An 8280-nucleotide genomic window follows, 5' to 3' on the forward strand; every position below is an offset into this window, starting at 1 on the left:
GGCCCCGGATCCCCCATGTGGTTGTGGGTATCGATCACGCCCGCCATAACGATCCGTCCGGCGGCGTCGATGACCTTCACATCTTTCCCCAGTTCGCACCCGCCATGAAACAGGGCGCTTATGCGGCCGTTCTCTAACAAAAGATTGATGTTGGCGATTCCGTCCGGCAGGACGACTTGACCGTTCACGATGGCGGTCTTGCCATTTTGACCAAAAGTGTTCACGAATAGCGCCTCCGTTTTGGTTTGTTTTATCGTAACCCTATCTTAGCATCCACAAAAAAAGCCGTCAATTTGCGAAATTGACGGCTTCTTGCGAGTTTCTATTTGATTTTCCACACAAAATTTGGAGAAAATTCTTCCTTTCCAACCCAATTCCACAACATTCCAGAGGGTTTTTACTCGATTTTTTCGGCGGGGACGACCTTGACGCCGATGCCTTCCCACCGTTCGATCTCCTTTGCCGGGATGGTCCAGTCGGTGATGATATAGTCCAGCTCCTCGGCGGGGCAGATGCGGTGGAAGGCCAGTTCGGAGAATTTGACGTATTCACACAGGACGATCTTGGTACGGCCGATGTCCAGCATCTTGCGGATGATGGCGGCCTCCTCGGGGTTGAATTCTGTAATGCCCCCGTCGAGGGAAACACCGTCGATGGATACACAGACCTTATCCACTTTAAAGGCGTCCAGACAGTCCAGACACATGCTGCCCACCAAACTTTGGTTGTGGCTGCGCAGATACCCGGACGCTACATAGACGTGGTTGGTCTCGTTGCGGTTCAGGATCAGTGCGATTTCCGGCGAATTGGTGACGATGGTCAGATTGTTCCGTTCTTTGGTCAGGCAGCGGGCAAACTCCAGCGTGGCGGTGCCGTTGTTTAAGGCTAGGGCGTCCCCGTCCTGAATATACTGCACGGCCTGCTGGGCAATGGCACGCTTTTCAATTTGGTTGCTCTGCATGCGCTGGGCATATTCCATCTCCTGTGCACGGGCGCTGCAATACATGGCACCGCCCCGCACCCGTTTGACCAGCGCGGTCTTCTCCAATTCCAGCAGATCGCGCCGGATCGTTTCCGGTGAAACCTCGTACAGTTCCGAAAGCTGTTCCAAACGCAAGAACTTTACTTCCGACAGACGCCGCAGGATATCTTGTTGTCGCTGTTGATGCATGAAATCCCTCCTGCTGGAATTTTGTCCGGTTTTCCACAACTTTTACAACAGGAAACGCCAACTTCCCCCATAAAAAAGTGAAGAAAAGAAAGCGATGTGGAAAAGAAACAAAAAAAATAAACCGCTCGCTTAATTTAATAAAGTGGCCCGGACAGGCAAAATGCATAAATCAATATAGCAACATTATAGCATATTTTACAAAAATGTTCAAGATTTGTCTATTTTCTCGGGAAAAATGGCGATGCTATGCAGGGCGAGCGCCTGCAACCATGGGAACGGGTGGAAAGCGGATTTTGTATATTTTGTACTTTTTGACCCTATCTTTTTGAAACAAAGAGGAGAAAAGGGGACTTTTATAAGGAAAGGTATCCCCAGTATGTGCAAAAAATTACCCCGCTATACGGGGGACGCCGCAAACGCTGTGCCGCGGCGACAGGGGGGGACGAAATACAACACAGAAGGGCGCTCCGCTTGGGAGCGCCCTTCTGTGATTAGGGGAGGAAGGAACGGTTGTGTCAGGTTCAGTTGGCCGACGGGCGGCAGGCCGCTACGCTGCGGACCAGTTCCTGTACCGCGCGGGTGCAGGCGTCCCAGTCGCAGGCGGCCAAGGCAGCCTTGGGGACCAGTGCGCTGGCCAGTCCCACGGCCAGATAGCCGGCCCGCAGGAAGTCCGCGGCGTTGGCGGCACTCACGCCGCCGATGGCCATATACCGGGTCTGGTCGTAGGGGCCTTGCAGGCTTTTCACATAGCTCATCGGCAGGTCCCCGGCGGGGAAGAGCTTCAGGGTGGAAAAGCCGTGGTCCAGACAATGCTGCACGTCGGTGGGGGTCATGACGCCGGGCAGCAGCGGGATGTCGTGCTGCTGGCAGTAGGCCAGCACCGACTCCGGCGCGCTGGGGGTCAGCAGAAAGCCGGCCCCGGCATCCATGGCCATCTGGGCCAGTTCCGGCGTCACGGCGGTACCGGCGCCCAGCAGGATGTCCTGCCCAAAGGCGGCCCGCAGCAGGCGAATCTGGTCAAAAGCCCCGGGGGAGTTCAGCGCCACCTCAAAAAAGCGGACGCCGCCGTTCATCACCGCCCGGGCATAGGCCACGGCGTGGTCGTTGGGCACATTGCGGAAGATGGCCAAAATGGGATTTTGTTCTACCATGGCACGCATATCAGCCATGATGATCACCTCTCTATACTTCTCTCAGCGGTAGATCTCGGCTTGCCCGGACAGGGCTGCCTCCATCTGTTCCCGGGTGGGGGTGCCTTCAATGTCACCGGGGGTCTCGGTAGCCATGGCCCCGGCGATGGCGCCCATCCGGCCGCAGGTTTCGGGGGACAGGCCTTGCAGCCACCCCGCCAAGAACCCGGCGTTGAAGGCGTCGCCTGCGCCCACCGGCTCCACACAATGGCAGGGCCAAGGCGGCAGGGACAGGGCCGGCTGCCCCGGCACCGCCACGGTGCAGCCCCGGGCGCCGTCCTTCAGGGCGATGATCTGCACCCCTTGGGCAAAGGCGGTATCGCCCAGCACCGCAATGTCGTCGGTGCCGAACAGTGCCTCGGCCTCCTCCCGTCCCAGCAGCAGCACGGTGCTTTGCAGGGCCAGTTGCCGCAGCAGCGGCGTGTGGTCGGTGCCATGCCAGAGCTTGCGGCGGATGTTGGGGTCAAAGCTCAGGGGAATGCCTTGGACGCGGGCCATCTGGGCCGCAGCCAGCACCGCGTCCCGGCAGCTTTCGCTGAGCACCGGTGTGATGCCGGTGAGGTGCAGCAGGCCCACCCCCTCGAACAGGTCGGGGGTGATGTCCTCCGGGGCCAGAAAACTGGCGGCGCTGCCCGCCCGGTAGTAGGTGACCCGGGTCTCCCCGGCGCCGATCTGTTTGAACATCAGACCGGTGGGGTGTTCCGCGTCAAACACCACAGAGCGGCAGTCCACCCCTTCGCCCCGGATGCGGTTGCACACAAAGGCGCCAAATTCGTCCCGGCCCAACCGGCTGAACCACCGGCTGGGAATGCCCAGCTTGGCGGCGTTGATGGCCAGATTGCTCTCCGCCCCGGCCAGCGTCATCCGGTAGCCGGTGACGTAGCGCAGCGGGCCGGAGGCTTCCGGCATAAAGCAGGCCAGCGTTTCCCCAAGGGTAAGCAGTGTTTTCACCGATTTCTCCTTTCCCGGGTGCGCTCAGCACCCGGTCAGTTCGATCTCCAGCGGGAAGTCCCAACTGGCACCGGCCTTCAGCACCGGGCAGGCGCCCCGGCTTAGGGCCAGCGGGATGTTGTCGTAGTAGCCGTTGGCAGGTTCCAAGGCACAGTTCACGTCGCCCCGGTAGCCCCCGGCGGTGGCCCAAAAGCCCAGATAAGGCAGGGCTTTGGGGTCATAGCGCAGGGTGGCGGTCACCCCGGCGTGGGGGTAGTGGTAGCGGCACCAACCGGCCTGCACCGGGCCGTCGGCATAAAATTTCACCATGCCGTCCGGCGGCATCTGCCGCAGGTCCACCGGCCCGTGGGGGCCGTCCGCTACCGGATACTGCCGGCGTTGGGCGGCCTCTCCCAACAGGGGATTGGCAAAGACGTTTTCCACCGTGGTGACCTCGGGCGGCAGCTCGATGCGCAGGTCCGGTTCCGCCCGGACCAGACAATGGCAGACCCACAGGGCGGGAAGATCCCGCGGGGTGGGGTTTTCGATGTGGTAGCGGCAGACCAGCCGGGACCCTTCCAGCGAGAAGCGCTTGGTGTACCGGTAGCCCAGCAGCGGGCTGGTAAAGGTAAGCACCAGTGCCTCCCCGTCGGGTTGGGCGGTAAAGGCAGCGCTCCACAGTTCCCCGTGGTCGGGGTAGGGCACCGGTTGGCCGTCCACCGTCACGGTGCAGGCATCCACGGTGGGAAATGCCTCGTCGAAGCCGCAGGCCTCAAAGCGGGAAAAGTCATCCCCGCAGTGGGCCGCAGCAAAGGTGGGTTTGGGATTTTGAAAGAGCAGTTCAAAGTGGGACGCCCGCAAGACCAGCGAGGCCACTTTGCCGCCGTGGCCGGGCAGAATGACGGCGCGCAGGGCGTCGTTTTCCAGCGTCCACGCCTCACTACCCATAAATTGGCCCTGTTGCAGCATGGCACAGGCCTCCTTTTTTATAAGGTAAGGGTCAAACGCCCCGGCTGTGCAGCAGAATGCCCACATGGTTGGGGTCCAGCTCATGGGCTTGGGCAAAGCAGGCACGGGCTTCGTCGGTGCGGCCCCGGCCCATCAGACCCAGTCCCCGCATGAACAGGCAGTGTACCCGGTTGCGGATGTCCAGATCTTCCTCAAAGATCTGCAGGTCGGGCAGCGATACCGCGAAGTAGTCGATCTTCACATGGTCGGTCAGGTGCTGCTCGGCGTAGTCGATGAGCTTGTTGAACCGGCTGCGGGCGCCGTCCTCGTCGCCTAGAGCGCGGTGGGCCAAGCCTTGGTAGTAGATCATCTCGGGCGGCTGGTCGTTGTAGTACATCATGCCGGCGGGTTCGGACAGACCCACACTTGCCTTGCGCAGGCAGGCTTCGGTCTCCTCCTCGTGGCCCAAGGCACGCTCGGCCAGACCCAGATAGTAGTAGATGTCATTCTCCTGCGCACCGGCCAGCTTGCCTTCGCCCAGATTGTGGGGGTAGACGGTGGCCTGCCGCAGCAGGTCGGCAGCCTTGGCGGCGTCGCCGCTGTCCAGCGCCTGCCGGGCCATCTCGGTCAAGGCCAGCCGGTACTGGGCCGGGACCTTGCCTTCGCCGCCTTCCCACGGGTGGAAGTGGCGGCCCATCAGCATCTGGTAGGCTTCCTTGTAGCGGCCCAAGGCGTTGTGCAGCGTGATGTACTCCAGATACAGGTCATCCCGCTTTTGCACCACGGGCAGGTATTTCTCCAGCAGGGGCAGCCGGGTAGCGGCGTCCATGCCCAGCTTCTTGCGCAGTTGGTCCAGTTCCATCAGCACCCGGGCGTCGGTTTCATCCAGCGCAAAGGCCTGTTCCATCTCGGTCAGGGCATCCTGCGGACGGTTGTACTTGTTGAAGTAGGCCAGCGCCAAGTTGCGGTGGGCGGTGGGGAAGGTGGGATCCAGATCCCGGCTGCGTTCCCAGCAGGCCACGGCGTCGTCGTACTGACGCTTGTCGTACCACAGGTCGCCCAGATAGTAGAAGCCCTTGGCGTCGGTGGGGTTCTTTTCCACCGCTTCCTGCAAGACCAGCAGATCCTCCAACCGATGGGGGAAGCAGTAGTCGCTGGGGGCGACGGCCGCCTGTGCCCGCTGGGCGGCGGCATCCTCGCCCTGGTCCAGACGATCCAAGAAGGAGGCCAGATGGTAGTGCAGCAGCGGATAAGTCCCGCCACGGCGCAGGCTGTCCTGCAGGATGGCGGCGGCTTCCTCGTACAGACCGGCCCCGGCGTATTCCAGCGCCAGTTCCAGCGCCCAGTTGGCGTTGGTGGCCAGATCGGCCAGCACGGCCTCCCGGCTCTGTCCGCCCAGCTCCCACCGGGCGGCGTAGTCCATGGGGTCGATGGTCAGGCTCTGGCGGGCAAAGTCCGCGGCTTCCTGCGTGCGGCCCAGATGGCGCAGAATGGCGGTTTTCAGGCTGCGGGCTTCCATGTTGTGGCAGCCCTGTACCAAGCTGCGCTCCACATGGGCCAGCGCCAGCTCCCAGTCGCCCTCGGCGGCTTTCAGGCAGGCCATGGCGTAGAAGGCAGGTCCCTGCCATGCGCCGCTCCAGGTCGCTTTGTAGAACGCGTCGTAGGCGTCGTCGTTCTTGCCCTGCAATTTCAGGCAGAGGCCCAAGTTGTAGTAGGGCTCGCTGTCGTAGGGGTTGGGGTTGGAACGGGTGTATTTGGCGATGGCGGCCCGGAAATAGGTCTCGGCCTCGGTCAGACGGCCCCGGCGCATGAGCAGCAAGCCGTAGGCGTTGTTGATGCGGGCGTCGGTGGGGTCGCGCTTCAGGCCCTCGCGGTAGTAGTCCTCGGCCAGATAGGTGGCGTGGCGGTACTGCTCGATGTGCTGGCCATAGAGGAAGAGGTCCTCGTTGGTGGGCACCTTATCGGGATCGGGTACGGCCTTGGCGGGGTCGGGGGTCTTTTCGATCTTCTCGGCCTCGGGGGTGTAGTGGAGCAGCTCCTTGCCCGTGGCGTTGTAGACCCGCAGGGTCAGGGCGGTGGCATCGGTTCCGGCCTTCTCCACCCGGGTGGTCAGGGTCTGCACGGGGGACAGGTCCAGCGTCTGCTCCCACAGGGGATGGCCGTCCCGTTCCAGTACGACCCTGGCGCCGGGCAGATCGCCGGTGGCGTAGACCGCCAGATCGGCGGTGTCGCCGTCCAGATCCAGCCGCAGGGCCACGTCGGTGCTGGCGCAGCGGATCATGCCAACATCCTTGTAGGGCATGAAATACTGGGTAAAGGTCTTTTCCTCGTAGGGGGCCAGCCAAGTAAAGTCGGGCTGGTTGTCGGTAAAGCAGCCGGTCATCAGCTCCACGTAGGGACCATCCGAGTCGGTCAGGTTGCGGTCCCAGGCCTGGCCGAAGTCGCCGCAGCCCCAGGTCCACTGTTTCTTGCCGGGGGCGACGTGGTGGTCAGCCACATGCAGGATACCGGCCTGTTTGCCGTGGTCGTAACCGCCCACGAAGTCGTAGTCCGAATGGTAAGCCATGTAGGAGGTGGGCACCGGGATGTTCTTATAGCGGGAAATATCCACGCCGGCGGAGTAGTCCTGCTTGTAGTAGACGCCGGTGGCGATGGGGAAGCGGGAAACGTCCCGCTTGCCGTGGTCCATAACGGCGTGGACATCCGGCGGGAAGACCGACTGGGTGTCCTGATTTACCGGCACGGCGGGGTTGGCCCACCACAGGAAGGTCTGGGGCATGGGAGTACGGTTGTACAGTTGGGCGTCGATGCGGATGTAGGCTTTATCGGGGTAGATGGTAAAGCTGGCCATGCCCTTGGTGCGGAACATGTTTTCGATCTCGCTGACGACGACGGTGCAGCTTCCGTCGGGGTTTTCCCGGATGGTACTGTCCACCGGGTCAAAGGTGCTGGGACGGTGGTGCTGGGGCCAGTTGAACTCAATGCCGCCGCTGATCCACGGCCCGGCCAAGCCCACCAAGGCGGGCTTGATCACATGGTTGTAGTAGACGAAGTCGTAGCCGTTGGTCTTGTCGTAGGCGCGCTGGATGCGGCCGCCCAGTTCGGGCAGGACCATGACAAAGAGGTATTTGTTCTCCAAGCAGAGGGCTTTGTAGGTGCGGTCCTCCTTCTCGTCATAGATCTTGTCGATGACGCTGTGGGGATAGACCTTGCCGCTGCTGCCTTGGTAGACGCGCTTTTCCAAGAACATGGGGTTTTTGTCCGGCTGGCCGACGGGGTAGGTGGGGATGGTGACATCCTCTCTCCAAACGGCCACGCCCTCTGTGATATGCTTCATCATAAAAGGGTTCCCTCCTGTAAAAATGAATGGTCACAAAGCGGTCGAAGCCGCCTGTTGGAATGCCTGTTCCACGGCGTGCACACAGGCATCCACCGTGTAGTCCACAATGTGGGCCCCCAGTTCGGGGGTGGCGTCCCGCGGATCGTAGCGGACGGTGTAGTCCGCGTTGGGTCCGTGGGCAAAGGTTTCGCTGTCCACAATGGCGTAGCGGGTGTTGGGCAGCGGTTCGGGTTTGGGGGGCAGGCGGTCCAGCGCCACCGCCTCGGGGCAGAGATGCTGGAAGATGGCGGTTTCCGCCAAGCCTGCGTGGCCCAGCCCGGCGCCGCAGCCCTCCCACAGCGCCAAAAGGGTCATGACGCAGCGGCCCGATGCCTGCGATGCCTCGCGGCAGACCCGCTGCAAGATTTCGATTTGGGCGTCGGCGCCATGCCCGTTGAGCCAGACGATTTGGGCAAAGCCCATATCCAGCAGCATTTGGGTCTGTTGGCGGACGATCTGCTCAAACAAAGCGGGGGGCCAGTAAAAGCTCTTGATGCTGTTGGCGGGAAAGTCCATGCCCACGATCTGCTCTGTGCCGGTAAAACCGACCTTGCGCAGCGTTTCGGGGCTGCGGGGCGTTTCGGTGCCGATGTATAGGGGCGGCAGCACCACGCCGCCGGTGCGGCGGGCCAGGGCAGCGGTTTTGCCCGCAACAGATTTGT

Annotated in this window: 6 protein-coding genes and 1 pseudogene; all 7 read right to left on the reverse strand. The window is 61.9% G+C overall.

Features of this window, described 5'->3' with window-relative positions:
- Positions 1-224, reverse strand: a pseudogene (locus tag Q0526_RS08395) (allantoinase AllB); the annotation flags it as partial.
- Between the two features lie 173 nt (positions 225-397).
- Positions 398-1171, reverse strand: coding sequence for a DeoR/GlpR family DNA-binding transcription regulator (locus Q0526_RS08400; protein ID WP_298732467.1), 774 nt, complete (start codon positions 1169-1171; stop codon positions 398-400).
- 521 nt (positions 1172-1692) lie between these two features.
- Entirely contained in the window at positions 1693-2340 is a 648-nt protein-coding gene (locus Q0526_RS08405) for a bifunctional 4-hydroxy-2-oxoglutarate aldolase/2-dehydro-3-deoxy-phosphogluconate aldolase (protein WP_298732469.1), read from the reverse strand.
- Between the two features lie 24 nt (positions 2341-2364).
- Positions 2365-3312, reverse strand: a complete 948-nt coding sequence (locus tag Q0526_RS08410) for a sugar kinase (RefSeq protein WP_298732471.1) — start codon at positions 3310-3312, stop codon at positions 2365-2367.
- Between the two features lie 24 nt (positions 3313-3336).
- Positions 3337-4260: a DUF5107 domain-containing protein gene (locus Q0526_RS08415; protein ID WP_298732473.1), complete on the reverse strand. Its 924-nt coding sequence runs from the start codon at positions 4258-4260 to the stop codon at positions 3337-3339.
- Positions 4261-4291: 31 nt separating this feature from the next.
- Entirely contained in the window at positions 4292-7579 is a 3288-nt protein-coding gene (locus Q0526_RS08420; protein WP_298732475.1) for a DUF5107 domain-containing protein, read from the reverse strand.
- Positions 7580-7609: 30 nt separating this feature from the next.
- Positions 7610-8280: creatininase family protein (locus Q0526_RS08425; RefSeq protein WP_298732477.1), on the reverse strand; the 671-nt coding region annotated here is incomplete at its 5' end.

Source organism: uncultured Subdoligranulum sp. (genome assembly GCF_937890665.1).